Source organism: Olsenella intestinalis (genome assembly GCF_023276655.1).
Lineage (GTDB): Bacteria > Actinomycetota > Coriobacteriia > Coriobacteriales > Atopobiaceae > Olsenella_J > Olsenella_J intestinalis.
Genome location: NZ_JALGRK010000001.1, coordinates 46,628 through 71,953, shown reverse-complemented (window position 1 = coordinate 71,953; position 25,326 = coordinate 46,628). Strand labels below are relative to the sequence as shown.

Here is a 25,326-nt window from a genome sequence, read left to right as displayed (position 1 = left end):
GAGTGCAGATGTCAGGTGCCGCATTCGATCCCGTGATGGCCTCGCGTCACATAGCGCGCTCATATGGCGATTACCTTTCCACCACGATTCGCTTCGGTGACCCGAGGCTTCAAGCCCAGCTCGAGGAGATTCTCTCGCAGCCGGGGTTCCTCTCGAAGGGCCCGTTCCTCGAGGCGACGCCTCCCTATACAAAGGGGCGCAGCACCCGAGAGCTCGTTGCAGAGGGGACCTTCTGCGAGGGAATGCTCACGCTGGGAGGTGGGGATCCGAGACTGTTCGATCCGGATCTGGTTCTCTACGAGCATCAGATAAACGCAATTCGGATGGCCCACTTGGGGAAGAATTACATCGTCACTACGGGAACGGGTTCCGGCAAGACCGAGTGCTTCGTGCTGCCCATCCTCGACGACCTCCTTCGCGAGCAGGAGGAGAAGGGGTTCACGCCAGGCGTCAAGGCAATGATCCTCTATCCCATGAACGCGCTTGCGAATGATCAGCTCAAGAGGCTTCGCGAGCTGTTGAAGGGCACGGAGATAACGTTCGGCCGCTACGTTGGTGACACCAAAGAAGGCCGGAAAGACGCACTGAACAAGTGGCGTGGCGAGCATCCGGGCGAGGAACCGCTTCCCAACGAGCTTCTCTCGCGTGAGGAGATGCGCAAGACGCCGCCGAACATCCTGCTCACGAACTATTCGATGCTCGAATACCTTCTGCTGCGACCCAAGGACGCCTCGTTCTTCTCATCTGCGTTTGGCTCGGGGTGGCGCCACATCGCCATTGACGAAGCCCACGTCTATTCGGGCACGCTTGGGACCGAAATCGCGTATCTCCTCAGGCGGCTCAAGTCTCGCGTAAAGCAGGCCACGGGCAAGGACATGAGCCTGCATTGTTACGCGACGAGCGCGACCATGGGCACCAAGGACGACGGCCCGCAGATTGCCAAGTTTGCCGAGGACCTCTTTGGCGAGCCGTTTGACCATGGCGATAACCCTGCGGTCATCGGGAGCAATAGGGACGACCCGATGGGCTATTTCCGGAGTGTCTCATGGGGCGCGCTCTCGCCGGAATGCTGGGAGGATCTGCGCGATGCAATCTCGAGTGGCGACCCCACGCGAGAGGCGCTCCTGAATGCATTGGGTGACCACATTCCAGAAGGCGAGCGTGCGAGGCTTGACGGTGCGACTCCAAGGCAGTGGCTCTCGACGCTTCTGCTTGGTGACGAGAACTCCAGGAAGATCGTGTCTCGCGTGAGTGCCTCAGAGACGGACCTGCTCGATCTGACGGACCTCTCTCGCATTGATGACCTTGGAATCGCTGGGCTCCTGGGTGACGCGCAAGGTGCGGCCCGGCTTTCTGCCATGGTCGAGGTGCTTGCGTTCGCAGAGGTCACAGAGGGGGTTCCCATTCTTGCGAGTCGTTATCACACGTTCTTCAGGGCGCCCGAGGGCCTGTTCATCTCGCTTGACGACATGAGGCTTTCTGCAAGCAAGGCCGCAGAGAGAATCTCTGAGGACGGGAGCATCGTTCCTGTCTACGAGGTGTCCGTCTGCAGGCATTGCGGCGAGGCCTATGTGCTTGGAAAGGAAACGCCGGCGGCAAAATGCGCGTGGCTTGATCCAAAGCGGCCCGATGTTGATGCGGATGACGATGCCGTCCGAACGTACTACCGGATCCTTGGGAGCGCAGATGACGTCGATGACGTCGAGACCCTTAGGTGGCTTTGCCCCAAGTGCGGATCGCTTCATTCTGACGATGAGGGCGGGGCACATCGCTACGAGCACAAGGCGTGCGAGCGGATCCCGTTGGCAAAGGGACAGGCCGACGAGGACGTGTCGCGATGCGGTCACTGCGGCTATCAGAACAGGTACGCCATTCAGCCAATGAGGGTGTCTCCCGAGGCTGCGGGCAGCGTCGTCTGCTACGACTTGGTGAGGGACGTTCCGCCCTTCGACAGACATGAGGCAGAGGGTGAGTTCGACGAGCTCTTTGGCGTTGGCAGTGCCGAGACGGTCAGGGGCGGCAGCGTTGTCTGCTTCTCCGACAGGCGGCAAGACGCCGCCTTCTTTGCGCCCGCAATGTCCAGAACGTACAACAACATCACGCGCCGCCAGATCATCCGCGAGGCCGTCGATACCCTGTGCCGCGAAGGGAAGGGCTGCAAAGCAAGCGACATCGCAGACTGGATTGCCGGACAGCTGAGGAAGACGTATCGGAACGTAGGGAATCTGGACACGGACATCAAGAGGAGAAACGCTGCCGATGCCTGGGTGTACGACGAGCTCATGGCAGAGGACAGCCGAAACAGCCTCGAGGGGCTCGGCGTCATTGGCGTCGCGCCTGAGCCGCTCCTCTCCCTGGCAAAGGAGAAACCAGCTGCGTTCGAGAAGCTTGCGCAACGCTCGGGGCAGAGTTGGATGACCGGCGAGGACTACCTCGTGATCATGCGCGTATGCCTAGAGACCTTGCGTGAACAGGGTGCGCTCATGAGGCCCGAGGGCGCTCAGAATCACATGCACATTCGCTTGAGGCAGAGCTCCGTCATCAAAGGTGGAAGCGACGACGCGCCTGCCGGAACCATCCGCTTCGTGCCATCGCCTCGGAGTAAGGGCAACAAGCGCAGCAACTTCGTGAGTGCCTATGCACGGGAGAAGCACGGCGCTGATGTCTCGCGGACGGAGGTTGATGCTCTTCTCGCAAACTTCTATGAGGACCTGAGAAAGATTCTTGCGACGCTGGGGAGGAGTGAGGGGACCACGTTTGTCTTCGACGATCGAACGACGGGCGGGTTCCTCATGTCGGGTGACTTCTGGACTGTCCGGCCCGGTGACAACCTCGCGCTCTTCCTTTGTGATACGTGCGGATGCATGCTCCAGTACGACACGGGCGGGATCTGCCTGACGCGAGGGTGCCACGGTCGACCGAGGCGCGTCGACCAAAACGACTATGGCAAGGACCGCTTCTACAAGGAGACGTATCGAGAGGATCCCCTGCCCATACGTGTAGAGGAGCACACGGCCCAGCTCTCGAGTGACAAGGCGGCAAAGGTCCAGCAGGATTTCGTTGCCGGTGACGTGAACGTGCTCTCGTGCACGACCACGTTCGAGCTTGGTGTCGACGTGGGTGACCTACGCGCCACGTTCATGAGAAACGTTCCGCCGTCGCCTGCCAACTATGCGCAGCGCGCGGGACGTGTGGGAAGGCGCGCCGGAAAGCCTGGCTTTGCCGTCACGTTCGCGCGGTTGCGGCCGCACGACATCGAGTACTATCGCGCACCCGAGCGAATCATCGCGGGGGCGACGAGGGCACCCTTCTGCTACCTGTCGAATCCGGCCATTGCGATCAGACACATCTACGCGGTGATCCTTTCGGAGTACTTCAGGAGCAGTGAGGAGCGCGAGGCTTGCTCGGGTCGCTATGACGACTTCATGGGCATTGCGGAGGAGCGGCCGGCCGGGTTGGACGAGCTTGCCGACTTCATTTCGAGCAACAGGGAGAGACTCACCGAACTTCTAGCGGGAATCCTTCCGGCCGAGGTGAGGGATGCACCTGGAATTGCGCTGAGCGAAGGAGAATGGATCGAGGGGCTCATTGGAGATGGCGGGCGCCTCATGCAGGCGCACTCGCTCGTGCACGATGACTGGGACAGGCTCGAGCGCTCGGCTAACGAGGCGCGCGCGGTGCGGAAGCTTGATCGCGCGAGCGTAAACACGAAGTTGCAGGGAGCCCTTCTGAAAAAGACGACCATCGGCGTGCTTGCTGAGTCTGGCGTCCTTCCCAAGTATGGTTTTCCGACCGACCTCGTTTCTCTCTCGCTGGCGGAGCAGGAGGGGGCGCCGGCAGAGGAGCGGCTCGATCTCTCGAGGGGCCTCAGACAGGCAATCAGGGAGTTTGCGCCGGGGTCGCAGCTGGTTGCCGGCGGACGCGTTTGGGAGTCAAGCGGCATCACGAAGCCGCGTCAGCGTCCCTATGAGCTCAGGCGATTTGGCATCTGTCCCAACAAGGACTGCCGAGCCTTTGTCGTGCCCATCGATACGGGCGAAAGCGAAATGGAGTGCCCGCTCTGCAAGGAGACGATAAAGGTAAGGAGCAGGATTCTGATTCCGTCGAGCGGGTTCAGGGGCCATGAGATCTCTCGAACCGCGTCGACATACCGGAGGCCCAGGAACTATGGGACCGTTGACGTGAAGTTCGTGCAGTCCTGGAGCAAGGGTGGCGTGCTTGACTGGCATGTAATGCCCGGAGGAAGGCTGGGCGTGAGGCATGCCAGCAACGGACATCTGTATGCGATTAACAGGGGCCCGGGAGCCGCTGGCTATCAGGTTTGCTCGTACTGTGGTGCCGCCGCCCCGAGAAACGGGAAGGTAGAGCACGAGCGCTGGTGCGTCGCAAAGGAAACCCGAAACTATGCGGGCCTTGGGACCGACTTTACAACAGATGTTCTTGAGCTGACCTTTGATTTGCGTGATCGCGTTACGCGCGAACACGCTGACTGGCGCTCGCTCATGTGGGCGATCGTACAGGCGACCGTCTCTCTCATGAACATCCCCGAGGGCGAGGTCGGGGCGACGACCTATAGGAACTTCGACACGGGCGACGAGTCCATTCTCCTGTATGACAATGTCCCCGGTGGCGCAGGCAGGGCATTCCAGTTGAGCACAGACGTCGAGTCGCTGCTCAATAGGGCGTACGAGATCGTCTCGACATGCGATTGCGGCGAGGACAGCTGCTGCTATGGATGTCTGTGCAACTACTTCAACCAGAACGAGCAAGACCGTCTCTCAAGAGGTGCGGCGAAGGACATTCTTGAATCGCTTCTTCAGGGGGGTGTGGCGGATTCGACGCGCGTGTGATCTGACCATGCCCTTGCCGGCAAAGCAGGAAGAACGGGAGAGTGGCGCTTTCTGCCTAGAGTTTGGCGCGTTCAAGGTGCGGGGCGCTCGCCTGATGGGCATGCGTGGATATGATTGCCATTGATGCAGCGTTGAGAAGGGCGTGGTCGATCGGATGAGTTTCTGATTTGTCTCATGCCTTGCAAGATTGTGAAGGCTGATGTGGGTGCGAGCGTGAATGACGATTGCCAGGGGTCGGGATGAAGCGATTCTCGTCGTCATATGTCTTTCGGAAGAGTGCGTACGCTCTTCTCGGCTGCGAACAGTTCGGTGAGGTGAAGACGCTGAAATTAGTGCGCCTGGCTCTAAAGGCTAGGTTCAATCAACTCCTGCTAATGCCATGTGGGAAGCCATTAACCGATTATCTTGGCTTCAGCAATACCTGCACTATAGACTCTCAATATGGCGACTGGGTTTTGCACATGTTTCAAGGACCGGGCACGATTTCAGCCTGAATCAATCCGACCTCGATCTCATATTGGGCTAGGGCTTTTTCGAGTCAGAAATCTAGCGCTCTGCAAATGGTGCTGCATATTTCATTGCTGCTCACGTTGACGCCTCGTGAAAGGAGCGAGCATATGGGAGCTATGGAAAGTCTCATCATTCTGATCCCTACTATTTGCTATTTAGCCGCCTGGGTTTTCACGATGCAAATTGTTGACAGTGCAGCAAAAGAAAAGGGATACGGGGATCTGAGCGGCAAGCTTTGGTTCATAGGCTTCTTCGGGTTCATATTCACGCCTGCAATCATCGTCGCCTCGCTTCCAGACAAAAAGCCACGGCGGGCCCAGGTGGAAAACATAACGAACGTCGATGACGAGCTCCCTAGCCTCTAGGGAGCGGCGCATAATGGCAGACTACAAAGTAATATTCCGTGCTGACGAAACGACTCGTGACGAGCATAGGACGCTTTGGGAACCAGGGTGCCCGGCGTTTGCAACTGTTGTGCAAGTGTCACGCAACACTGAAACTGCCTCCGCTTATCTGCAGATAAAAATACGAAACATTTCAGACGGTGTCATCAAGTCGGTGGCAGGCGTTGCGGAGATAACATACCTCGATGATACTTCGGAAGAATTCGTGTTCGAGGATCTCGATGTTGACCTTGGCCCTGCCAACCAGAAACCGTTAAAAGCCCAACCGCTTCCCAAAGGCGACGTTGCGAGCGTGGAGGTTGCGTTTACAAGCGTTCTGACCGAAAGCGGAAGGTGGAAGAGCAGCGGAGAGCCTAGCGACATTCCGAACAACCATCCGCTAGAACTCAGCGAGAGGGCCATGGCCGAGAGAAGGCGAAGGCTCCAATCCGCTGGCATTGACGCACGGGCTTTGGACAATAGCGTCGAGGACCATGACGGTTGGTGGGCATGTGCATGCGGCCAGGTCAATGTGAACCGTGATACTTGCTGCGAATGTGGTGCGAGTAAACATACATTGCTTGCAAACGAGGAGGAGGAGAGCCTCGTATCCTCTGCCGACGAATGGTCGGAAGGAATGTACCAAAAAGCGGTGAAGCTCGCTTCCGATAGCGAAAACATTGACTCCGTGACCACTGCTGCGGCCCTATTTCAACAGATTCGGGGATGGAAAGATTCCGATGAGCGGTTCGCCGCGTGCAATGCTGCCATTGAAGACCGGAAGGCGAAATCAGCGCACAAAACAAAACGGATTGCAATAGTGATCGGTGCTATCGTGGCCGTGTCAGCAGCTGCCATTCTTTTTGTTGTCAACGTGGTAATCCCTGATGGTAAATATAACGACGCCGTAGGGCTCGCGAATGCTGGTCAGTATGATGAAGCGGTCGCAGCTTTTCAGAAACTCGGAAACTTTAAAGACAGTAACGTTCAGATTGTTGCAACGTACGCCAAACAATGCACCGCGCAATTAGATGCTGGTGACAATGATGCGGCTATGTCTACAAATAAAAAAATGAAATCAGCTGCGGCAGAACTACAGATTAGTCCTGATATTTCCAGAGATGCCGCAAGCAAGGCGATGGATGAGAAGAACTACGTTATAGCTGCATTCTGGTATGACCTCTTGGGTGATAAGGAAAGGGTTAAAGAAGCTGAGTATGCTTACGCTAGCTTGCACCAAGATAGGAATGATGAGCTAACGTATGAATATCTAGCCGATTTGAAAGAGTCTGGATATAAAGACTCGGCAGACCTATATTCTGCTCTATTCGATTGGCGATTTGAATTTGCGATTGCTACATATGACGCATTTCATGACAAAAACTGGGTCGATATGACCACATATGACAAGAAGGACCGCGGCTTCACAATGATTGAATTGCTCGTGCGTGCAAAAAGCGGTCCGCCAAAGCAAACGAAAACACTCCACATGGAAGAATGGCGCATTAAAGCAAAAAACATGATTGGTTATACGGGCGATTGGATTCGTACAACAAGCTCAGACTGGGGAAATTGGACCGACAAAGTTGACGTAACCTCTGATGGAGAAATCTGCACAGGCTATATGGGCGATGATTATCACACTGAAGCATTTAGAGTTAAAGTTACTGATCCTGGCACACGAGAAGTGCTTTACGAAGGTGAAATACACAGGAATGAATAGATAGATAATTTGGCGATCGCTCATCGCTTAGCCTGAGAAACACGATGTGACCTTGTGGCACCCAAGACAATGCCCGTACCGGTAATGGTGCGGGCATTGTTTGTTTATGCCCGCACCGCGAGGCGAAAGGGGATACGGCATGGATGGCGGCGCCAATGGCGGCTAGGAAGCCATTTGGGGCGCGTTGGAACCAGGCGCAACAGCAGTGAAATCCACAGCAGAGCCCTCCGACTACGAGAAACAGTCCGCTGTGTGTGACCAGAAGATCGCATCCTGGAAGCGCGCGACACCGAGTCTGCGAGAAAACAGCGATGGTTAGTGGAACGATCTACTGGATGCGTAGTGGGCGGAGCGGGCTATTCGTCCATCTCTTCAGCCGTGGGATTCTTGATGTCGCCATTCGCGCTGTCGTCAACCGAATTCTGAGGTATGGGCTCGGCGTCTGCGTCATCGGTCTCGACGTCTGCAACAACGGCACCGTCGTCTGCGATCCCTACGAGATTCATTACTCGGCTTTCTTTCTCAACAAGGAAACGCTTTTGGTAGAAGATGTTGGCGTACGTTAGGACCTTGTTCATTTGCGCAGTATCGATGAAGGCACCAATTCCGGCAGAAATGACTGGGACGGCGCGTTGGACTGTCTTGAGCGTCAGGCGTTTGCCGAGCTGCTCGAAGAGCTCCCTGAAAATGCTGTTTTCGAGGCTCTTCTTGCCCGCATTTTCAAGAGCTTTTTTCGCTGACGCATGAGCTAGGGCGCGTATCTGTGCGAGAAGTAGCCCCGCGGCACCCTCCTCGATCATCGCGGCCCACGACTTACCAGCAGCTTGCTTGATGCCCTCGGCGGCGCTTATCGCCATGAACTTTGCGACGTTGTCTGAAACACCGTTGGAGCCTTTGGATGATGGGCTCATCGCATTGGCGAATACGTCCGAGGCGATGATGAGCTCGTCGGGGTTGTTCTTTACGTCGTAACCGTATGACATGGCGATGGATTGAACCGCACGATAGAACAGGAACGTGCTAAGCACCATGTTGGCAGGAATTCCGGCAAAGCCCGCCGCCCCCGTGCCGCCGCCTTCAACGACCGCTGCGGCAATGTGCTGGCCATACTGCTTGTTAGCGGCTTTGGCGACATCGTATGAGCGAACCGTGCAAACCTCTTCGAGGGTTTCAATGTTTGCCTCTTGCGATACATCGTTAATTGCCTTAACGACACTTTGTTCGTTTACCGTGACTTTGGCGGCCTCTCTCTCGAGCACCTTGAATCCCTCGGTGATAAGTTTGAGCGCTTGTGCGTAAATCTCCTGCTCGGAGATGGTTTTTCCCAATTGTGCGGCGGCGTCCTTGACGTTCTCGGGAATGATTTCCGCGGCTTTTTTTGCCGCGCTCGCGAGCGCCTTCGGCTTCATCATGTCCTCGTAGCGCTGCGTCGTACTTTGCAGATCGGCCAACTCGCGATCGTCAAGCATCGGATCGGGTATGGCCAGTGAGCTGCTCCTGCCTGCGCGATCGTTCATTCGACTCTCCCCGTTGTGGTTGCGTCCGGTTTTTGCGGGCTAATCTGCGGTTGTTTGAACACGAGTGCCGCTCTTCTGACATGCCAAAGTTTGGCGGCGCAGTAGAGCAGAGTTGGCCCATAGCCTCATGGCTGACTGCGTCGTGACACTCAACTGTCATGTGAAAGCATACTTTGATGTGGTCGAGCAGGACAATGCGAATGCCGCGAGACGTTGTAATAATGATGCGAACGTGGCCGGGTCAAATGGATCGTTGGCATCAAATGGATTCGTGACTTGTATTGTTGGCGTTAATCAAGGCAGGCGCCTGTTGTGTTGTTGTCTCATCTTCTGCCCGCATTGCTTCGGGCACGGGCTTATGCCTGTGGAGCGTCCTTCGCTTGTCAAAGCGGCCTGGAATTTGGTGCGCCCCTTTCATCCACCTCCCGGGCCTTGAGCCCGGCGCCGGGATGGGGTGAGCATGATTGTTGCTCCAAGTGCGCCGTGCCGTGTGTCTGGGTTGGCGGGAGGTCCTCGACTTAGCGCGCGTTCCTATGTTGACGGGAGCGTGGCCGGGTCGTACGCATAGGGCTGGACGATCCCTGCGGTGCGAGGTCGGGCGCGGGGCGAGGGGCAGGCTCTTCTCGGCGGGGAGCGTGAGCGTGGGCGCGGAGAGGCGGGGCACTAAGCGATGAGGCGGTCGATGGAGACTTTTGCGCACCAGTCGAATAGCGAACGGGGCACGGGGCCGATCTCCCGGCGATAGCAATTGAATTGCGCAATCCATCGGGAGGTCAGGACGGCGTCGCAGGGCAGCTGTCGAGTACGTTGCTTTTCTGGCTTGCAAGGCAAAAAAGGAGTTCGGCGCAGTTAATGCTTCGCCAGAAAAGGGCTTCGTGGTGACTGAGACCACATTATCAGAGCTGATGCTCGCCAAGAACTGGCAAAATGATCAAAGTGCATTGCGTTGTTAGGCGAGTCGGTCGGCATAGGCCCTTTTTATTGCCCGCTCGCTCTTCCGTGGTAGGAGGGTCTTCCATTGCGGTGAGCTGGCAAGCAGCTTGTGCCGATGGTCTCTGAATACCGCCTTTTCGCCCTTCGTCCACTTTTTGTCGTCGGGCTTGTCCAGACCCAAGGCGTGAACTTGGGAATAGAGGAACTGCCTGGTCCTGCCAGGGATGATCATGTTGTCCCAACCCCTCCAAGAGGGGTTGCCTCCACGTATGCGGTAGTTATTGTCAAACGTCCTCTTCTCTTTGGCAGATAGGGGACCGGTTGTAATCGGCCTCTTTTGTTTCTTCGAGCCAGACGCCTTGGGTGAGGACTGTGTTGCTAAGCCGCCTTGGCCTTTGGCTTTGCGCTTCTTCTTGTTCTGCTTCCCCTTCCTTTTCTTTTTCTCTTTCTGCGTTGGCTTGCTGTCCTTGTACTCGTCGTCATAGGCAATGGTTTCGTAGTCGGCGCCGACTTTGTAGCTCGCCGTGGCTTTGTGGCGTGACGAGCTGGTGCCAGAGAATCTGCTTTTATCTGTCTGAGGCGGCTGCCAAATGGCATGGCGTTGATCCTCGGGCTTCTCGTCTTCTATGGGCGTGTGAGTGTACGTGCTCTTTGTCTTGATGCCGCTGGACTTCATGCCTCCGAGCATCGTGGGGGCAGGCTTATCGTCCTTGCAGAGCTCGTGGAGTTCGCGAAGGTGACGCATCCACGCACTGCGCTGCTTGGCCTTTTGGGCGCGTGCAAGCTGGGCATTTCTTTTCCGCTCCGAGTTCTTCGTCGTGCCCTGCGACGCCTTTTGCTTTGATTTCTGCTTAGTCTTCTGCTTTGCCTTTTGTTGCTTCTTGTTCCCGTGATCGGAATCATCCCCAGTGGAGGCGGTGCGCTTCTTTGGAGCGGGCATCCAGATGCCGTGTGTTCTCTTCTGCGTTTTCATGTGGCCTCAGATGAAGAATGTGATCGGCTATTCAGCGAAATCAAAGCTATCCCAATGACAAACGGGAGACACGGGCGATTCTCCCAGCGGTAACAATTGATTTGCGCAAACCATCCGAAGGTCAGGAAGGCATCGTCGTGACCGGAGCTTGTTTAAGCGGGGCAGCTCACTACGTTCCGGTTGGACGCTAGCGTGGTAGACGTTCGGGGCAATGCGGTCTGGGCTTTATGAGATGGATGCTTGATCGGAGTACAGCATAATTCTGTGGGACTTCGCCACCTCCCGTTTGCCGATGAGATTTGATATGTCGCTTGTTGTCTGAGCACAGAGGTATTTCCATAGAAGCGGTTAAGAGAATGTTGTGACCCATGAGTGGGCGTCCGTCTTTTGGCCGGGTTAAACCTGAGGAGTGGCTCGTGGTCATGGAACGACAAACCTCAGATGCGTTGTTTCCCGAGGTCACTGTCCGCGACGACTCGGTTGGCGTCCGGCTTCCGGAGTGGGTTAACGAGCTCGTGTTCGATCGATTTGGGGCGTCGCATAGACCTGCTGGCAGAAGCCTTGCGTTCAACATGAATTTGGACGCGGACGAGGAAAAGATTCTCAACTATTTGGGAACGTACTTTCCGCGCAGCGTTGCGGAAACGTTCGTGATTTTTGACAGCTTGCTGTCAGACAAAACCATGGCGGGCTCTCTTGCGAGCGAAGATTGTGTAAGGGTCTGCTCTGTTGGAACTGGAACTGGGGGCGATCTTCTCGGCCTGCTCTTGGCAATCGCGAAGAGGGTTCCGTCAGTCAAGGCGATAGACGTCGCCTCCATTGAGGGCAATGCTGATGCGCACAGCGTGATGCGTGAAATCATCTTTGAGGCGGCAAAAGTCGTGGGCGTGGAGCTTAGCGTGTCGCTTGTGAACCATGTCTTCGAAGCGCCACGCCCCTTTGCGAATCTCAACGACTTTCTTCCCCGGTCACCCGACCGTTTCGATTTTGTTATCTGCTCCAAGATGCTGAACGAACTGGATGGTACGGGTATATCTGAGCGTCCTTATTACGAGTTTTGCTCGAGCTTCTCGCAGCTGCTAAGGCCGATGGGCACACTCATGGTCTTGGACGTTACATCGCCCAATGGGGCTGGCGGTCGATGGACGCCAGAAGTCCTTAACAAGCAGGTAAATGACTTTCTTTCCGAACGCCAGCAGTTCAAGAGCATCCTTCCGCCTATCTGCAACCGTCTTGAGTTGGATTGTGGGAGCTGTTATTCGCAGAACGTGATTCATGTGAGTCATCGTGAGGCCGTGAACGAGTGCTCCAAGATCTGCTATCGCGTGATTGGCTCTAATGTCCTTTCCGATCAGTTGCTTGACTCGATCGAGCTTTGGAGCTGTCCGATAAGAGAACACAACTTGAGTAAATGCAACATGCGTAAGCATTAGTTGGTTGTGCGGGGAGGATTGCAATAGTGGATAGGATGAGCTTCTATCTAAATGAATCAGAGCTAGATGACAGCCAGAGAAAGATTTTGAATCTCAGGGCCGAGAAATCCCTCATCGTTCGCGGATGTGCCGGGAGCGGCAAATCAGTCCTCGCGTTTTGGCTCCTCCATGAGATTGTGCGCAACAATAAGGGCACAGCTAGAATCATTGTCTTTACAAATACGCTGAAGCAGTACTTTGAAGAGGGCTGTCGAGGCCAAGGGATAGACCCTGATCTGATTGCCCTTCGAGACAATTGGTGCAGATATCCTCAAGAGTCGGACTATATCATCGTGGACGAGGCGCAGGATTTTTCTTCAGATGACATTGAGTTGCTTAAGCAGAACGCGAGGAAGACGCTTCTATTATTTGGTGATTCAGCTCAGCAGATTTTTGGCTTTCGTACGGGAAGCGATGCTCCAGTGAGCATGGAGGCGATACGGGACATCACGCGTTTTCCAATGGAAAAGCTTGCTTTTAACTATCGTCTGCCTAAGCCGATTGCTTGCGTCGCGGAATACTTGAGGGTTGATAGTGATCTTGTTGGCAGATGTAGGGGCGAGGGCAACGAGAAGCCCTTCATTCTGGAATATGATTCGAGGGAAGAACAGCTAAACGGAATCATGCGAATCATATCTGAGTGGGGATTGGATGACGTTGGCATCATATTCCCCAGGAATGAACAGGTTCGGGATGCCTACTTATACTTTCGTGAGGCCGGATGGGGCGTTGAGGCAAAGTATAGCTGTGGCCGCGATTGGCTTAACACTCTGAATTTTGCGACTACAAACCCAAAGCTGATGACGTATCACTGTGCAAAGGGCCTACAGTTTGGTGCTGTTTTTCTTCCAGAGTGTGAGAGCGTCGATGGGTTTGTTGGTCCGCTTTACGTGGCAATGACTCGCGCGTATAGGTCGCTTTTCATCATGTACTCTGGATCGTTGCCAGCTCCTCTGCGCGGAGTGCCAGAGGATTTGTATGAGGCGGACATTGAGGCTAGGGAGACTGAGGTCTTGTGAGCTATTTCATTCAAACCTTGGCCACTAACTTGAGCAATATTCTCTCGACTGAGTCGATTGCTCCAAGGTCACTCTACGAGGGACGAAACTACGGTTTTAGGTTTTTTGACTCTGCGGACCCAGGGGCTAATCCGCGATTCATTCGTTTGTACCGTTCGTCTCCTGCAAAACCGAACGAAAAAGATGGCCAACAGTACATCTATATGGTCCTTCAGCTTGACGAGGAGCTCGTGCGGCACCCCTTCGGCAATGAGGATGACGGGTTCTGGACCACTGAAACGATTCGCTTTAGCCCAAGGAGCTGCAAGTTCGTTTTCTATTCCGATGAGGATCTAGACTTCGCCTTCAACAACGCTCAGAGGAGCATCGAGGCGAAGTTTGCCGACCGATATCGGGCTTCCGCAGTCGTGGTCCCCGCGTCGCCAAACATGGTTTTGTTTGACGTGCAGCAGGGAGTTGAGCCCAAGGATGCCGATTTGTGGCATGAGGATATCGCTCAGTTCGAGATGCTCGACAGGCTAAAGGGTGCGCTCTTTGGCTATTACCTTGGATTTCATTATTCGCCACCCAAGGCCGACGATGTTCGAGATGATTACGTGGTGTTCTTCAGAACCGTTGATGACATGGTCAACGCAGTGACTCAGAAGGATTCTGAGGGTCTGGAGGGGTATCGCCACACGCTTGAGTACATACTTCACAGGTTCGTGCTCAACGGCATGGCAAGAGGGACGAAGGCAGCTCAAAAAGCAGAGACCTCAAAGGTGAGCTCCTTTTGCCTGGAAGACGAGATTGAGAAGTTTCGCAGGCTTTCTTCCGTGGAGTTGCCTATGCGTTTACGTGATGACACCGTTGGCTTAAGCATGTATAGATCTGATCTCGAAGATCGCATCCGTGCGGCAATGGATGCCTGGAAGAGCCCAACTCGCGTCGGCAAGAATAGCAAGCCCTCGGTGGAGTTCATCGAAAACATCCCTGCGTTTCGGTTGCCTGAGGGCGGCAGTGGCTTGGCTGAGTGTCTCATCAACCATTTAATCCAGGTCGACGTGCTTGCGGGGACGAAGCGGAGTCTGGGCTATTCGTTTGCCCTCGAGTGCGGAAAGATGGTTAGGGGCTATGTTGGCGATCGGTGGGAGTCATCGGGAGAGCGTGAGTACGTCAACCGGCTCCTGCCGCATCTGAACAACATGAAGGAGTTCGACCCCAATGACAATCCGGGCATCGAGGACGAGGGCTCGTTCGAGACATTGAGGACTCTTGCTCAGCTATGCGAGAAGCAGGACAATCGTGAGCTCGATAGTTTCTATAGGTACCTTCTTGTGAGGTGTGGCGTTGCAGACCTGCGCGTCCCGTTCGCGATGTGGGGTGCGGCGTTTGGCTTCTCGGCGATGCCGAAGACGCTGTGCGATGGCATGTCGGAGAAGGCCGAGGACGTCGCCAGGGACTGCTTTGATAGGGTGGTTGCGAAGATAGGCCAGGCGGAGGTCGGCTAGGGGGTGGCACGATGATCATCAGCGCGAGCAGGCGGACGGATATACCCGCGTTCTACTCCAGGTGGTTCTACCGGCGCCTGGAGGAGGGCTTCGTCGTGGTGCGGAACCCCTTCAACGCGAACCAGCTGACCAAGATCCGCCTCGACGCCGACGTGGTGGACGCGATCGTGCTGTGGACCAAGAACCCTGCCCCGATGCTCGACCGGCTGGACGAGCTCGACGCGCGCGGCATCCCGTACTACTTCCAGTTCACGATCACGCCGTACGGGCGCGACCTCGAGCCGAGGCTGCCGGCCGACAAGACGACCCTCGTCGAGACCTTCCACAAGCTCGCGCGGCGGCTGGGGCCCGAGCGCGTCATCTGGCGCTACGACCCCATCCTCTTCAGCGCGAAGTACTCCATGGCGTTCCACGAGCGCGCGTTCGCCCGGTGCGCGGACCTGCTTCGCGGCGCGACCGAGCGCGTGGTAATCAGCTTCCTCGACATGGACTACAACAACACCAAGAACATCCAGCGCCTGGGCATCAGCGACGGTTCGGCGGACGTGAAGAGCGCGCTTGCCGGGCGCATCGCCGAGATCGCCGGCGAGGCGGGCATGCGGGTCGAGACGTGCGCCGAGGGGATCGACCTCGACGCCTGTGGCATCGCGCACGGGCACTGCATCGACGCCGACCTGATCGAGCGCATCTCGGGCAGGAGGCTCACGCCCCGCGGGCGCGCCAAGGACAAGGGGCAGCGGGCGCTCTGCGGCTGCATCGGCAGCACCGACATCGGCGCCTACAACACATGCCGGCACGGCTGCGCGTACTGCTACGCCAACTTCTCGCAGGGGTCCATCCAGACCAACTGCGCCCGGCACGACCCCGACTCCCCGGTGCTTATCGGCGAGTGCGACGCCGACGCGCTGCCGTTCAAGAAGGATCAGAGGAGCCTCTTCGCGGGTCCCGCCGGCCCCGAGCAGATGACGCTGCTGTAGCGAACGTGCGGCCAGCAAGACGCAGGCTCTTCTCGGCAGGCTTTGCGGCTGCCGAGGGCGCTAGGCGTTGAGGCGGTCGATGGAGACCTCGGCGCACCAGTCCTTCGTGTGGCAGTGGGTGCAGGTCACGCGGCGCGTGGTGGGCGTGTGGCGCGCGAAGAACCACTCGGCGGCGCGCGGGACGAAGGCGCGGCGGCAGTGCGGGCAGAGGTAGGCGGTGTGGGCGCGGTAGGCGCGCACGAGCAGGGCCGCGGCGGCGAGGGCGAGGGGCATGACGATCGCGAAGGGGCGCCAGTCGCCGGTGGTGACCCACCAGACGATGGCGGCGACCTGGACGACGTCGATGGCGATGCCGACGACGAGCATGGTCTTGTAGAAGGGCGCGAGCTCGCTCTTCCACATGCTGGGGCGCTCGGGCGCGGGCTGCGGCGTGGTGTTGGTCGTGGGCGTGGCGGTGTTCTGCATGATGGCTTCCATGTCGGGGATGGTCTGTGCGGGGAGCTCGCCGGTGGTGTCGAGCGAGGCGATCATGGTCGCGATGCGCTGGCGGGCGAGCGAGCGCTCCTGGAGCTCGCGCGCGAGGCGGGCGTCCTGGGCCTCGAGGATGTCGCGCAGGACCGTGGTCGATACGTCGCTCGCGAGGACGGAGCGGATGTCGGCGAGCCTGAGGCCGAGCGACTTCAGGAGAAGGATGCGGCGCAGGCGCGCGGCGTCGGCCTCGGAGTAGAGGCGCCGGCCGCCCTCGGTGTGTGCGGAGGGGGAGAGCAGGCTCTTCTCGTCGTAGTACTGGACGGTGCGAACGGTGACGCCGCATGCCTGGGCGAGCTCGCCGGTGGAGTAGGTCGCGTGCGCGGCCGTGGGGAGCGGTGCGTTGGTGGTCGTGGGATCCGACATGGAATCACCTCCTTTCGAGGGCATCATGCAACGTCACGTCGCGTGACGAGCAAGGGTTTTCGCGAAATTGGGCGCGGTATTTTTCGTTACGTAGGGTGATTTTAGCGGTGTGAAGCGAGCGGGGCGGGCGGCGTCGGCGGCCTGGGTGCTGCAGTTGTTGGCTGCATTACATGCCTATGGCTGTTTATCGGGGATGGCGCTCCGTTTCATGACATGGCTGGTGCGGTGAAGGTTGCGCGGGGCGCGTGGACGATGATATAAATCTTGCTAACGGTACCCCGCACGCGCGCGATAACGCAGCGAACCAGGCGGGGTCTTTTTTATGCCTCTACCCAAGGCGTGCTCCTTTGAGCAGCAGCTTGAAAAGATGAAGGGGCGTGGCGTCATTGTTTATGACGAAGACGCCGCCATCAGGAGACTACAATCGTCCTACGACAATCAAGCGACGATTGCTTCGGCGAGATTGTGCGTACGCGTCAGGCAAGCAGTTCCCGACCTTTCTTATCGCTAGCGTCTATACGAGCGGTCGTGGCCTGAGGAGTGGGGTCGCATGGAATTCGTGCCCGAGATCATACTGAGCGACGTTCGCGACAGGCAGGCGTTTCGCGCCTGGCTGGAGGCCAACCACGCCTCGGCGCCGGAGTGCTGGCTCGACGTGCGGCGCGGGCGGCCCGTGTACGAGGGCGAGGGCGCGGGCGTGTTCTGGTACCTCGACGCCGTGGAGGAGGCCTTGTGCTTCGGCTGGGTCGACAGCGTGCACAAGGAGGTCGACGGGGTGAGGCTGCAGCGCTTCTCTCCGCGAAAGCCAAAGAGCCCGTGGACCGAGCTGAACAAGGAGCGCGTGAGGCGGCTCGAGCGGCTGGGGCTGATGACCGACGCCGGGCGCGCGGTGCTGCCGAAGATGGGGCCGAGGAGCTTCAGGGTGGACGCCGACCTGGAGCGGGCGCTCAAGGATGCGCGGTGCTGGTCGAAGTTCCGGTCGTTTCCGGCGCTGTACCAGCGGGTGCGCGCGTACAACGTGACGTTCTACAAGACGCGCGACGAGGGTGCGTACGCGCGCGGCGTGGAGAACCTGATCGCGCACACGAGGCGCGGCGAGATGTACGGCGAGTGGAACGACTACGGGCGGCTGCTGGGGGAGTGAGCGGCTGGCGGCCCTCCCGTCCCGGCGCTGCCGGCCCTGGGTCTCCGTGCGCAATTCCACCCTTCCGTGGAAAGATTTCGAATCGCGCGATGCAAAAGTGGCCTTCCGTGGCAAGATTCGTGGCCGCCTTTCCCTGCCCTATCGGTTGGTTATGACATAGAAAGCGACGAAGGCGCACGTCGGGCCTCGAGGCTATGCATGCTTCGGGGGCGCGTTGTCGTTGAGTGGTCGGTTGGGCTTGCCACGGGGCATGGTTTTTGCGAAGCGAGGACTGAAAACTTTCCACGGGGACCTGGAATCGCGCAGAATCAGGACTTGAGCGCGTCAACGGAAGGACCCGGCCGAGCGGGTGCTCGGCCGGGTCCTTGGGGTTCGTCCGCGCGATGCGCGGGGCGAGTGGGGGAGTGGCTAGAACTCCAGGTTGGTTCCCGTCTCTTTGTCGAAGAGGTGGATGGCGTTGCCGGTGAAGGCGTACTCGACGCGCTCGCCCACGTTGTGGCGGTCGGCGAAGGTCGGGTCGGTCGCGTCCATGGTGTTGACGACGGCGATGACGTCCTGGCCGAGCGATGTCATGTGCAGGTGCACGGAGGAGCCCATCATCTCGGAGACGTCGACGGTGCCCTCGAGACAGGAGGTCTCGCCGGGGGCGAGGGTGATGTGCTCGGGGCGCACGCCCAGGGTGATCTTCTGGGACTTGATGCCGTGGGCCCTGAGGTTGGCCTGCTTCTCCTCGCTGGGCGCGACCTCGAAGCCGCCGAGGCGCACGACGTAGGAGTCGCCCGTGCGGACGAGGTCGGCGTCGAAGAAGTTCATCTGCGGGACGCCGATGAAGCCGGCGACGAAGATGTTGGCGGGGTTGTCGAAGACCTGGTGCGGGGTGCCGATCTGCTGGGCGATGCCGTCCTTCATGATGACGATGCGGTCGCCGAGGGTCATGGCCTCGGTCTGGTCGTGCGTGACGTAGATGAAGGTGGTGTCGATCTTCTGGCGCAGCTTGATGATCTCGGCGCGCATCTGGTTGCGCAGCTTCGCGTCGAGGTTGGAGAGGGGCTCGTCCATGAGGAGCACCTTGGGCTCGCGCACGATGGCGCGGCCGATGGCGACGCGCTGACGCTGGCCGCCGGAGAGTGCCTTGGGCTTGCGGTCGAGGTACTCGGTGATGCCGAGGGTCTCGGCTGCCTCGCGGACCTTTGCGTCGATCTGGTCCTTGGGGAGCTTGCGGAGCTTGAGGGGGAAGGCCATGTTCTCGTAGACCGTCATGTGCGGGTAGAGGGCATAGCTCTGGAAGACCATGGCGATGTCGCGGTCCTTGGGGGCGACGTCGTTGACGACCGTGCCGTCGATGGTGATCTCGCCGTCGGTGATGTCCTCGAGGCCGGCGATCATGCGCAGCGTGGTGGACTTGCCGCAGCCGGAGGGGCCGACGAGGACGATGAACTCGCGGTCGGCGATGTCGAGGTTGAAGTCGCGGACGACGAGGACCCCCTCGTCGGTCACGTTGGCGGGCGTGCTCTTCTCGGCGTCGCCCCTCTTCTTGCGGGACTTCTTCTCGTTGTTGGGGTAGACCTTCTTGACGTGCTTGAAGCTCACTTCTGCCATGGTTAGCTCGCTCTCCTTCCGTACAGTCGAGTCATCGAGGCGATGCGCTCGCTGAGCTCGGTTGTGGTCTGATTCGGCAGCATCCTCCACTGCCAGTTGCCCCCGAGGGTGCCCGGGGTGTTGGTTCGGGCCTCGGCGCCCAGGCCGAGGTAGTCCTGCATCTGTGCGGCGAAGAGCTTCGAGACGCTCGACATGCCGCCGCGAATGAAGCCCCAGGTGAAGCCCTCCTCGTCGTTGAGGCCGAAGTAGGCGCGCGCAAGGGCAACGTCAGCGGGGTCGGCCTCGGCGGCCCAGCCCATGAGGGTCTGGTTGTCGTGGGTGCCGACGTAGCAGGTGCTGTTGGGCACGAAGCCGTGGGGCAGGAACGGCGACGCGTCGCGGGAGTCGAAGGCGAACTCGAGGACCTTCATGCCCGGGAAGCCGGAGTCGTCGAGAAGGCGCTCGACCTCGGGGGTGTGGTAGCCGAGGTCCTCGGCGATGAACTCGAGCGTGGGGAAGGCGCGCTCGAGCGTGCCGACGAGGTCCATGCCGGGGCCCTTGACCCAGCGGCCGTGGCGGGCCGTCTTCTCGCCGTAGGGGACGGACCAGAAGGACTCGAAGCCGCGGAAGTGGTCGATGCGGATGACGTCGTAGAGCTTGGCGGCGCCGGCGATGCGCCTCTTCCACCAGCCGTAGCCGTCGGCGGCCATGGCATCGTAGTCGTAGAGGGGATTGCCCCAGAGCTGGCCGTCGGCGCTGAAGCAGTCGGGCGGGACGCCCGCGACCGAGGTGGGGACGTGCCTCTCGTCGAGCTCGAACCACTGGGGCTCGGCCCAGACGTCGGCGGAGTCGAGGGCGACGTAGATGGGAAGGTCGCCGATGATGCCGATGTGCTTCGAGCGGGCGTAGGCGCGCAGGCGCTCCCACTGCCCGAAGAAGAGGTACTGGACGTAGACGTTGAAGTCGACCTGGTCGGCGAGGGCCTCGCGGTAGGAGTCGAGGGCGCCGGGCTCGCGCATGCGGATGGCGGGGTCGTCCCACTCGATCCACGACCTCATGCCGAAGTGGCGCTTGATGGCCATGAACAGGGCGTAGTCCTCGATCCACGAGGCGTTCTGGGCGCGGAAGCGCGCGACCTTCTCGGCGTCGCGGGCGAAGCCCCGCTCGAAGGCGAGGCGTAGGACTTTGGCGCGGCTCGCGTAGAGCTTGGCGTAGTCGACGCGGGCGGGGTCGTCGCCCCAGTCGGGGGAGTCGACCTCGTCCTGGGTGAGTAGGCTGTCGGCCACGAGCTCGTCGAGGTCGATCAGGTAGGGGTTGCCCGCGAAGGCCGAGGGGCTCTGGTAGGGGGAGTCGCCGAAGCTCGTGGGACCCACGGGCAGGAGCTGCCACCACGACTGGCCGGCGTCGGCGAGGAAGTCCACGAAGTCGTGGGCGGCCTTGCCCATGGTGCCGATGCCGTGGGGAGACGGCAGCGCGTAGAGCGGCATGATGATTGCGCTGGACCTCTTCATCACTACCCCTTAACGGCGCCGGCCGCGACACCCTTGATGATGTGCTTCTGGCAGGCCAGGTAGAAGATGATGACCGGGACGATGCTCATGAGGATGAGCGCCATGGTCGCGCCGAGGTCGACGGTGCCGTAGGAGCCCTTGAGGTACTGGATGTGGATGGGAATCGTGCGGTACTCGTTGATGTCGAGCACGAGGTAGGGCAGGAGGTAGTCGTTCCAGACCCACATGAGCTCGAGGATGCCGACGGAGATGAGCGTGGGCTTGAGCATGGGGAGCACCACGCAGAAGAAGGTGCGGATGGGGCCGCAGCCGTCGATGGCGGCCGCCTCTTCGATCTCGAGGGGGATCGACTTCACGAAGCCGACGAACATGAAGATCGCGAGGCCGGCTCCGAAGCCGAGGTAGACCACCGGGATCGTCCAGGGCGTGTTGAGGTTGAGGGTGTCGGCGGTCTTCGAGAGGGTGAACATCACCATCTGGAAGGGGACGACCATCGAGAACACGCAGAGGATGTAGACGAGCTTGCAGAACTTGGAGTTGACGCGGGCGATGTACCAGGCGGCCATCGAGCAGCAGATCAGGATCAGGGCGGTGGAGGCCACGGTGATCAGGACGCTGAAGAAGGCGGCGCGCCAGAACGGGTAGTTGCCGAAGGTCATGCCCGTGATGAAGTTGGAGAGGCCTGCGAAGCTCTCGGAGTTGGGCAGGGCAAAGGTGTCGGTCTTGACGTAGGTGTTGAGCTTGAAGGAGTTCACCACCACGGCGACGACCGGCAGGCAGTAGATGACGCAGATGATCGCGAGGACGACGGACAGGATGTTCTTGCGACGCCTCTCGGACGCGAGCGTGTCGTGAGCGTTGGACATTACTGCTGCACCTCCCTCTTGCGGGTGTAGGCGAGTTGGGCGAGGCCGAGGCCTGCGACGAGGACGAAGAACAGGACGGCCTTGGCCTGGGCGACGCCGCGGGTGGCCGCGCCCGACGTGTAGAACGTGTTGTAGATGTTCAGGGCCAGCATCTCGGTGGTGTTGATGGTGCCGCCGTCGGGCTGGATGATGAAGGGCAGGCCGCCGGTGAGGGCGAGGTTCTGGTCGAAGAGCTTGAAGCCGTTGGTCAGCGACAGGAAGGTGCAGATCGTGATCGAGGGCATCACGTTGGGGATGATCACCTTGAAGAGGGTCTGCAGCTTGGTGGCGCCGTCGATCTTGGCCGCCTCGATCATGTCCTCGGGCACGGCCTGGAGGCCGGCGATGTAGATGATCATCATGTAGCCGATCTGCTGCCAGCACATGAGGATGATCAGGCCCCAGAAGCCGAGGGTGGAGTCGAGCAGGATGGACGTGCTGTAGGCCTGGAGGATGCCGTCGAAGATCATCGACCAGATGTAGCCGAGCACGATGCCGCCGATCAGGTTCGGCATGAAGAAGATCGTGCGGAAGATATTAGAGCCCTTGAGGTTCTGGGTGAGGGCGTAGGCGACGGCGAAGGCGATCACGTTGATGAGGACAAGGCTGACGATGGCCGTGGCCGCCGTGTACCAGAACGAGTGGGCGAAGCTTGCGTCTGCGAGGGCCTGGACGTAGTTGTCGAGCCCGACGAACGTGGCCTTGGAAACGAGCTTGAAGTTGCAGAACGAGAGGTAGATTCCCTGGATGAAGGGCCAGACGAAGCCGATGCAGAAGGCCACGAAGACTGGGCAGATGAAGAGCGGTGCCCACCTGCGGATCGAGCTTTGCCGGATGCTCCCTCCCTTTGCTTTCTTGGTCATAGTTGCCCCTTACGAGCTGTCGAGAGGAGGCCGGGAGGGCGTTGCCCACCCGGCCTCTCTGCGTGCGAAGAACTGCAAATCGTGCAAGGTAGTACGTGGTATGTGTCAGGGACGTGCGTCCCTCGGCACCGTGGCCTCGGACAGAGGTCCTAGGCGCTGGTCTTGCCGTAGTTGTTGGCCCAGCCGTCGACGAAGGCGGTCTTGAAGGCGCCCCAGTTGGCCTCGGACTGGTCACCGGTGTAGGAGTTGAGCGCGGAGACGAGCGCGGCGCGGTAGGTGTCGACGTTGGGCTGGAAGTTCGTGGCCCAGTCCATCGTGTAGTTGCCCTTGGAGGCGAGGTCCGCGGCGTTGTTGAGGTAGGGGTTGGTGCCCTCGGGGGCGCCGGTGAAGGGCAGGACGCCCAGGGCGTCGACCATGTCCTTGGCGGCCTCGCCATCGGTCACGAGCCAGAGCGCGAAGTCGAGCGTGGCCTTCTTGTCCTCCTCGGAGGCGTTGTCGTTGACGGCCCAGCAGTTCTCGGTGCCGCAGTTGAGGCCCGCCTTCTCCTCGCCCTGAACGCCGCAGTAGTAGGGGATGCAGGAGGTCTTCTTGACGGTGTCCTTGATGTCGGCGTAGCCGAAGGAGCCGGAGAAGATGAAGGCCGCCTTGCCCTGGGCGAACTCGGTCTCGGGGTCGTGGCCGCCGGTCGCGAGGGTCTCGGGCGCGACGGTGGAGTTGTTGATCGCGAGGTCGAAGAGGTTCTTGTAGTTCGGGAGGTACTCGCCGGTGATCGTCTTGGGGCACTCGGTCCAGGTGCTGCCGGCCTTCTTCTCCTCGTAGAAGTACTCGAGGTTGGCGAGGTGGCCGGTGACGCGCCAGGCGGAGGCGCCGTCGAGGTCGGTGGCTGCGAAGGCGTCGAAGCCGAGCTCGGAGGCACGGGAGTGGATGTCCTCGACGACCTTCTTGAGGGAGGCGAAGTCCTTGATGTCGTCCTTGGAGTGGCCGGCCTTCTCGAGGAGCTCGTCGTTCACGCAGATGCCGTAGCACTCGTAGCAGTAGCCCGCAGCGACGACCTTGTTGCCGTCCTTGAGGTTGTACTCATCGGTGTTCTGGGCCTTGACGAGCTCGGTGTCCTTGAGGTCCATGGCGTAGCTGCCCCACTCCTTGAGGGCGGCGCGGTTGCCGATGACGAACAGCGTCGGCGCGTCGTCCTTGTCCATCTCGGAGGTGAGCGTCTGCTCGTAGGTACCGGAGGCGGCGGTGACGACCTTCACCTTGACGTCGGGGTACTTCTCCATGTACTTCTTGGCGAGCGACTGTGCGGTGGTGTCGAGCTCGGGCTTGAAGTTGAGCCAGTACACCTTGCCCTTGCGGGCGCCGTCAGACGCGGCCTTGGAGCCAGAGCCGTTGCTGCAGGCAGCGAGTCCGGCGACCGTTGCGGCACTGGCCACGCCAGCGAGGAAAGACCTACGCGTAATTGCCTTCATAAACATATACCTCTTCTCTCTCTTGTAACCCGACTAACAGATGCTATCGACTACCTACGGTCCCGCCGGGACGCAGGGTAGTTTCGATCCTGAGGTGCTCGTTGTGGGCACCCTCGTTGATGACCCCCAGAATCACCTTCACGGCGTCGCGGCCGAGGTCCTGCTGCGGCTGGCAGAGGGTGGTGAGCGTGGGGACGGTGTAGAGCGAGGACTCGATGCCGTCGATGGCGATGACCGAGACGTCCTCGGGGACGCGATGGCCCAGGTCGGAGAGGGCCTTCATCGCGGCGATGGCCATGGAGTCGGAGATGGAGAAGATCGCGGTCACGTCGGGGTGGCTCCTCATGAGCTCGAGGGTCCCGTCGTAGGCGGCCGCCATCGAGAAGTCGCCGGTCTGGACGGCGAGCTCGAGCTCGGTGGGAATGCCGTGGTCCTTCAGGGCGGCGCAGTAGCCCCTGAAGCGGAGGGTGCCGATGGAGTTGGAGTCGACGGAGTCGAGCAGGATCGCGACCTTGCTGTGGCCATGGTCGAGCAGGTACTCGGTCGCCTTGTAGGCCTCGGCGGTGTCGTCGAGGGAGACGGAGGAGTACTCGGACTCGTCGAGGTTGCCGAAGCGATTGTCGAAGGAGCAGCAGACGAAGGGGACGCCGAGGGTGGCGACCTCGTTCTGCGTGTAGTCGAAGCGGCCGCCGAGGAAGACGATGCCCTTCAGGCGCTTGGAGCGCACGAGCTCGGCGGCCGCGGCGATCTCGTCGTCGGAGGGGGAGATGAGCTCGGAGATGAGCGTGTAGCCCTTCTTGTCGGCCTCCTCGTCCATCGCGTTGATGACGGGGGTGAAGAAGGGGTTGCCCGAGCCGCGGACGACGACGCCGATGGCGTCGATGGTGGAGGACACGAGGTCGCGTGCGCTGTTGTTGGGCACGTAGTGCAGCTCGGCGATGGCCTGCTGGACCTTGGCGCGGACCTCCTTGCTGACGTCCGGGTGGTTGTTGAGGACGCGGGAGACGGTGCTGACGGAAACGCCGCAGTGGGCGGCTACGTCCTTGATGGTCATGTCGCGTCCCTTCGCTTCGCAGGTGATGTGAACGGGCGCCCCGGGTGTTTCTGAAAACGTTACT

At 59.6% G+C, this 25,326-nt stretch carries 17 protein-coding genes; 8 read left to right on the top strand and 9 right to left on the bottom strand.

Translation table 11 applies throughout. The features are described from left to right. Positions 1–8: 8 nt before the first annotated feature. The 3 genes from M5D76_RS00245 to M5D76_RS00235 all read left to right on the top strand — a co-directional run bounded on the left by M5D76_RS00245 (position 9) and on the right by M5D76_RS00235 (position 7,466). Entirely contained in the window at positions 9–4,850 is a 4,842-nt protein-coding gene (locus M5D76_RS00245) for a DEAD/DEAH box helicase (RefSeq protein ID WP_248921404.1), read from the top strand. A 617-nt stretch (positions 4,851–5,467) separates the two neighbouring features. Then, positions 5,468–5,725 carry a hypothetical protein gene (locus tag M5D76_RS00240; protein WP_248921403.1) on the top strand — a complete coding sequence of 86 codons (258 nt, stop codon included), beginning with the start codon at positions 5,468–5,470 and terminating at the stop codon, positions 5,723–5,725. Positions 5,726–5,738: 13 nt separating this feature from the next. Continuing rightward, positions 5,739–7,466, top strand: a complete 1,728-nt coding sequence (locus tag M5D76_RS00235; RefSeq protein ID WP_248921402.1) for a hypothetical protein — start codon at positions 5,739–5,741, stop codon at positions 7,464–7,466. Positions 7,467–7,822: 356 nt separating this feature from the next. Here the strand turns inward: M5D76_RS00235 and M5D76_RS00230 are convergent, their stop codons facing one another. Together M5D76_RS00230 and M5D76_RS00225 are read right to left on the bottom strand one after the other, a co-directional pair. Next, positions 7,823–8,983 (bottom strand): EcsC family protein, encoded by a 1,161-nt coding sequence (locus M5D76_RS00230; RefSeq protein ID WP_248921401.1) that lies wholly within the window; start codon positions 8,981–8,983, stop codon positions 7,823–7,825. A 949-nt stretch (positions 8,984–9,932) separates the two neighbouring features. Then, entirely contained in the window at positions 9,933–10,889 is a 957-nt protein-coding gene (locus M5D76_RS00225; protein ID WP_248921400.1) for a hypothetical protein, read from the bottom strand. A 422-nt stretch (positions 10,890–11,311) separates the two neighbouring features. On the opposite strand from M5D76_RS00225, the gene M5D76_RS00220 reads away from it, so the two are divergent. From M5D76_RS00220 to M5D76_RS00205, 4 genes are all read left to right on the top strand, one after another. Continuing rightward, entirely contained in the window at positions 11,312–12,322 is a 1,011-nt protein-coding gene (locus M5D76_RS00220) for a hypothetical protein (protein ID WP_248921399.1), read from the top strand. A gap of 35 nt (positions 12,323–12,357) precedes the next feature. Beyond that, the gene (locus tag M5D76_RS00215) at positions 12,358–13,380 is read left to right on the top strand and encodes a UvrD-helicase domain-containing protein (RefSeq protein WP_248922334.1); all 1,023 of its coding nucleotides are present in this window, start codon (positions 12,358–12,360) and stop codon (positions 13,378–13,380) included. A gap of 203 nt (positions 13,381–13,583) precedes the next feature. After that, positions 13,584–14,870, top strand: a complete 1,287-nt coding sequence (locus tag M5D76_RS00210; protein WP_248921398.1) for a hypothetical protein — start codon at positions 13,584–13,586, stop codon at positions 14,868–14,870. A gap of 11 nt (positions 14,871–14,881) precedes the next feature. Beyond that, complete coding sequence (locus M5D76_RS00205; protein ID WP_248921397.1) at positions 14,882–15,847, top strand: DUF1848 domain-containing protein; 966 nt, start codon at positions 14,882–14,884, stop codon at positions 15,845–15,847. A gap of 60 nt (positions 15,848–15,907) precedes the next feature. On the opposite strand, the gene M5D76_RS00200 is transcribed toward M5D76_RS00205, so the two are convergent. Further along, a complete protein-coding gene (locus tag M5D76_RS00200) occupies positions 15,908–16,741 on the bottom strand; it encodes a MerR family transcriptional regulator (RefSeq protein WP_248921396.1) in 834 nt (277 codons plus the stop codon). A 550-nt stretch (positions 16,742–17,291) separates the two neighbouring features. Here M5D76_RS00200 and M5D76_RS00195 point away from each other — a divergent pair. Next, positions 17,292–17,885 (top strand): YdeI/OmpD-associated family protein, encoded by a 594-nt coding sequence (locus M5D76_RS00195; protein ID WP_248921395.1) that lies wholly within the window; start codon positions 17,292–17,294, stop codon positions 17,883–17,885. 408 nt (positions 17,886–18,293) lie between these two features. Here the strand turns inward: M5D76_RS00195 and M5D76_RS00190 are convergent, their stop codons facing one another. From M5D76_RS00190 to M5D76_RS00165, 6 genes are all read right to left on the bottom strand, one after another. Further along, on the bottom strand, positions 18,294–19,484 hold the full coding sequence (locus M5D76_RS00190) for an ABC transporter ATP-binding protein (RefSeq protein ID WP_248921394.1): 1,191 nt from the start codon (positions 19,482–19,484) through the stop codon (positions 18,294–18,296). A gap of 2 nt (positions 19,485–19,486) precedes the next feature. Next, complete coding sequence (malQ, locus tag M5D76_RS00185; protein WP_248921393.1) at positions 19,487–20,974, bottom strand: 4-alpha-glucanotransferase; 1,488 nt, start codon at positions 20,972–20,974, stop codon at positions 19,487–19,489. Positions 20,975–20,976: 2 nt separating this feature from the next. Continuing rightward, positions 20,977–21,840, bottom strand: coding sequence for a carbohydrate ABC transporter permease (locus M5D76_RS00180; RefSeq protein ID WP_248921392.1), 864 nt, complete (start codon positions 21,838–21,840; stop codon positions 20,977–20,979). Next, complete coding sequence (locus M5D76_RS00175) at positions 21,840–22,742, bottom strand: carbohydrate ABC transporter permease (protein ID WP_248921391.1); 903 nt, start codon at positions 22,740–22,742, stop codon at positions 21,840–21,842. Before M5D76_RS00175 ends, M5D76_RS00180 begins: the two co-directional genes overlap by 1 nt. Positions 22,743–22,891: 149 nt before the next feature. Then, positions 22,892–24,172, bottom strand: a complete 1,281-nt coding sequence (locus M5D76_RS00170) for an ABC transporter substrate-binding protein (RefSeq protein ID WP_248921390.1) — start codon at positions 24,170–24,172, stop codon at positions 22,892–22,894. A gap of 79 nt (positions 24,173–24,251) precedes the next feature. Beyond that, positions 24,252–25,262: a LacI family DNA-binding transcriptional regulator gene (locus M5D76_RS00165; RefSeq protein WP_248921389.1), complete on the bottom strand. Its 1,011-nt coding sequence runs from the start codon at positions 25,260–25,262 to the stop codon at positions 24,252–24,254. Between the last annotated feature and the right edge of the window lie 64 nt (positions 25,263–25,326).

Coding starts and splice junctions, on each gene's coding strand:
- M5D76_RS00220 (WP_248921399.1), top strand. CDS start 11,312: ATGGAACGACAAACCTCAGATGCGTTGTTTCCCGAGGTCACTGTCCGC.
- M5D76_RS00240 (WP_248921403.1), top strand. CDS start 5,468: ATGGGAGCTATGGAAAGTCTCATCATTCTGATCCCTACTATTTGCTAT.
- M5D76_RS00245 (WP_248921404.1), top strand. CDS start 9: ATGTCAGGTGCCGCATTCGATCCCGTGATGGCCTCGCGTCACATAGCG.
- M5D76_RS00180 (WP_248921392.1), bottom strand. CDS start 21,840: ATGTCCAACGCTCACGACACGCTCGCGTCCGAGAGGCGTCGCAAGAAC.
- M5D76_RS00230 (WP_248921401.1), bottom strand. CDS start 8,983: ATGAACGATCGCGCAGGCAGGAGCAGCTCACTGGCCATACCCGATCCG.
- M5D76_RS00165 (WP_248921389.1), bottom strand. CDS start 25,262: ATGACCATCAAGGACGTAGCCGCCCACTGCGGCGTTTCCGTCAGCACC.
- M5D76_RS00235 (WP_248921402.1), top strand. CDS start 5,739: ATGGCAGACTACAAAGTAATATTCCGTGCTGACGAAACGACTCGTGAC.
- M5D76_RS00190 (WP_248921394.1), bottom strand. CDS start 19,484: ATGGCAGAAGTGAGCTTCAAGCACGTCAAGAAGGTCTACCCCAACAAC.
- M5D76_RS00225 (WP_248921400.1), bottom strand. CDS start 10,889: ATGAAAACGCAGAAGAGAACACACGGCATCTGGATGCCCGCTCCAAAG.
- M5D76_RS00210 (WP_248921398.1), top strand. CDS start 13,584: ATGGTCCTTCAGCTTGACGAGGAGCTCGTGCGGCACCCCTTCGGCAAT.
- M5D76_RS00215 (WP_248922334.1), top strand. CDS start 12,358: ATGAGCTTCTATCTAAATGAATCAGAGCTAGATGACAGCCAGAGAAAG.
- M5D76_RS00195 (WP_248921395.1), top strand. CDS start 17,292: ATGGAATTCGTGCCCGAGATCATACTGAGCGACGTTCGCGACAGGCAG.
- M5D76_RS00205 (WP_248921397.1), top strand. CDS start 14,882: ATGATCATCAGCGCGAGCAGGCGGACGGATATACCCGCGTTCTACTCC.
- malQ (WP_248921393.1), bottom strand. CDS start 20,974: ATGAAGAGGTCCAGCGCAATCATCATGCCGCTCTACGCGCTGCCGTCT.
- M5D76_RS00175 (WP_248921391.1), bottom strand. CDS start 22,742: ATGACCAAGAAAGCAAAGGGAGGGAGCATCCGGCAAAGCTCGATCCGC.
- M5D76_RS00200 (WP_248921396.1), bottom strand. CDS start 16,741: ATGTCGGATCCCACGACCACCAACGCACCGCTCCCCACGGCCGCGCAC.